Here is a 2,860-nt window from a genome sequence, read left to right on the forward strand (position 1 = left end):
CCAGTGCGGTGCGGGTGCACCCCGGTTGCAGACGGCCGCAAACCCTAAAGTCCCGTGTTCACCGGGGTTCCGGCGCCCGTGGAGGGGCCGGGGGCATCACCGCCGGGCGTGTGGGGAGCGGTCCGGAGGTCGTCCGGCCCGGATCAGGGAGGGCTCCGCAACCGTCCCTGCAGGGTGCCCGTGCTCCATTCGGAGGCGTCGGTAGCGGAGGCCGCCACGGCATCCGTCCACCCGGACCCGCAGCAGCGCTGTTTACGGCGTAAACACCCGACACCCACAAGACCCGCGAGCAGCGGTGGTTCCCGGCAGGCACGGCCCGGCGCGGAGCCGTACGGCCCGGCGGGCGGACACTCGCCTGTGGTGGATCGGGGGCGGGTTCGCCACCCGGCGGGCGGGCACCCTCTGGAGACGTGGCGAGGCCGCCACCGCATGTCCGCGGTGGCGGCCTCGTATCTGCCCGTGCGGGGATCCGCGGGCTCAGCTCCGCTTGGTGGCGGTCCGGCCGGCCAGGAGAGTGCTGCCGACGTAGCCGGCGCTACCGACGACGATCAGGGCGGCCAGCGCGACACCCGAGGAGTTGCCGGTCTGCTCGGTGCTCGCGGCGACGGTCGCGGTCTGCACGGTCTCGGCGGTCTCAGCGGCCTTCTCGGCCTGGGTGCTCTCGGCGACCTTGCTCTCGGCCTGCGCGGTCACGGCGGCCGCGGCCTTCTTCACGGCCTCGTCCTCGATCTTCGGCGCGGTCTTCTTCGGCGCGGCCTTCTTGGCCTCGGTCTTCTTATTCTTGGCCTTCTTCTTCGAGGCCTTGTCCTCGTTCTTCAGGACGACCGGCTCGGCGGGGTTCTTGTCCTTCTTGGACCAGGCGCGGGTTTCGAAGGGAACGGGGTGGTTCTTCTTGCCCACGCCCTTGCCCCACTTGGTGATGACGTACTGCACCTTGATGTGGCCCTTGCCGCCGTTGCCGTTCACCGCCAGGGTGTCGCGGTTGAACTTCCCGCCGGTCAGCTCAGCGAAGGTCTTGGCGTCCAGGTCCAGCATGATGCCACGGTTCGACGGCTCACCGGGGCCGCGGTCACCGACGAAGAACGGCGCCTTCTTGCCCTTGTAGACGACATAGCCCTCGGTCATCAGCGGCCAGGAGGGGGAGGCGGCCAGGCCCTTCTGCATCGGCTTGCCCGAGGCGGGCAGGCCGGTGTCGCCGTTGCGGCCCGAAGCGTCGTCCCAGAAGTAGGACGCGGTCGTGGAACCCTTGAGCATCACCTTCCGGCCTTCGCCCCTGTCGGCGGAGGCCGCGCCGCTGGTCGCCACGGCGGCTGCGCCGGCCAGGGTCAGCCCCATGGTGACGGTCGCGATCCGGGTGAGGAGGCGGGTGGTGGAAGTCATGGGAGACGCAGATCCTTAGGGACGGAGACAGGTCGTCGGCCGGAGCGGGTCCGGCCGGTGCAGGCCCTGCCGTAGCGGCCTGCGTCTCCCAGTAAGCCGGGGCGGCGTAGCGGCCCCAGTGCGATGGAGGTGCGGCCCGGTTGCAGCGCGCGGGAAGCCCTAAGGACTCCTGTCCACCGGCCGATCCGCTGGTTTTCACCGTGCGGGGGAGTGGTCCCGGAGTCCGTCGGGGAACCGCCCGGCGAGGGCGGGAGCGGCTCCGCCGGACCCGGCGAGTGTTTACGCCGTAAACGCCTCACGGGTCGTACGCCGCCGTGGGACCTCCGCTGTGGTGCGGAGAGGACTTCCCGTCTCTTCTCCGTCCGGCTCTCCACGCGCCGGTCCCGTCGTGGAGGCCGGGGCGATGCGGTCCAGAGTCCGGCAGCGGATCGAAATGCGGCTTCGCATGACCGGGCCGCCGTCCCTCTGGCAGCGTGAACCACCGTGAGCATCGAGGATCGAGCAGAGCAGCCCGGGGACGTTCCGGCGTCGCGTCGGCGCGGCGGACTGGCCACCACCCGCTCCGGCCATCAGGAGAACGAGCGCAGCTTCTTCTGCCGCATCTGCCATCGCTCCGAGCGGGGTCTGTGGGTTCCGGCTGGGTGGTACCTGCTGGAACGCGCACCCGGTGGAAAGGGGCGGCATCTGCGGCTCGGGCTGTACTGCAGCGTCGCCTGCCTGATCGCCGCAGGCCGGATGCTGGAGGAGGGCGCCGCCGTGCACGCCCGGCGACTGGAGCTGCCCAGTGAGGAGGACCGGCGCCGGGAGCGGCAGCGGGTCGTCGAGATCGCCCAGACGCTCCTGTCGGGCGGGATGAGCATCCGCCAGGCGGCCGACTCCCTCGACATTCCGGCCTTCACGCTGAGGGCCTGGTTGAAGGAGGCGGGGGTCCACCTTGAGCCCGTCGCCACGCGGCAGGAGACCGACCGGGTCACAGCCGCCACCGCGGCGGCGCACGTAAGGGAACGGCCGTCGGCCGGGCGCCACCCTGTCAGCGTGCTCAACGAGTGGGCCCAGCAGGGTCGCATCACCCCGCCGGAGTGGGAGGTGAGCGTGAGCGGTCCCTCGCACGCCCCCGTGTTCACCGTGACGGTCTCCGCATGTCCGGACGGTTCCGGCCGGGCCGTCTCCGCCTCCGGCGAGGGCACGAGCAAGGCGGCGGCCCGGACGGCCGCCGCCACGTCCCTGCTCAGCCTGCTCGGCCCCGGCTGACCGCCACCGCCCGGCTCCTCGGCAAGAAGCCACGAGGCGCAGGAGGTGTTCACGGCATGAACATCTCCGTGCCCTCACAGGTGGACGACCGCCGGAAGGGGACCGTCACAGCCGGGCACATCTGGGACAGGCAAGGGTACGGCTCAGCCGCTGTTTACGGCGTAAACACCTCGTGGGTCCGTCAAAGCCGGACCCACGGGCTGAGAGCCCGAGTGTTCACGCCGTGAAC

2 protein-coding genes are annotated in these 2,860 nt (G+C 71.2%); one reads left to right on the forward strand and one right to left on the reverse strand.

Translation table 11 applies throughout. The annotated features are described in order from the left end of the window. Positions 1 to 477: 477 nt before the first annotated feature. Positions 478 to 1,380 (reverse strand): hypothetical protein, encoded by a 903-nt coding sequence (locus ABD823_RS34195; protein ID WP_344867063.1) that lies wholly within the window; start codon positions 1,378 to 1,380, stop codon positions 478 to 480. A 483-nt stretch (positions 1,381 to 1,863) separates the two neighbouring features. Between ABD823_RS34195 and ABD823_RS34200 the strand changes: the two genes are divergently transcribed. After that, entirely contained in the window at positions 1,864 to 2,631 is a 768-nt protein-coding gene (locus ABD823_RS34200) for a putative dsRNA-binding protein (RefSeq protein WP_344867065.1), read from the forward strand. Positions 2,632 to 2,860: the final 229 nt, after the last annotated feature.

The sequence above is a fragment of the Planomonospora alba genome, from assembly GCF_039534085.1.
In the GTDB taxonomy this organism is placed as follows: domain Bacteria; phylum Actinomycetota; class Actinomycetes; order Streptosporangiales; family Streptosporangiaceae; genus Planomonospora_B; species Planomonospora_B alba.

Coding starts and splice junctions, on each gene's coding strand:
- ABD823_RS34195 (WP_344867063.1), bottom strand. CDS start 1,380: ATGACTTCCACCACCCGCCTCCTCACCCGGATCGCGACCGTCACCATG.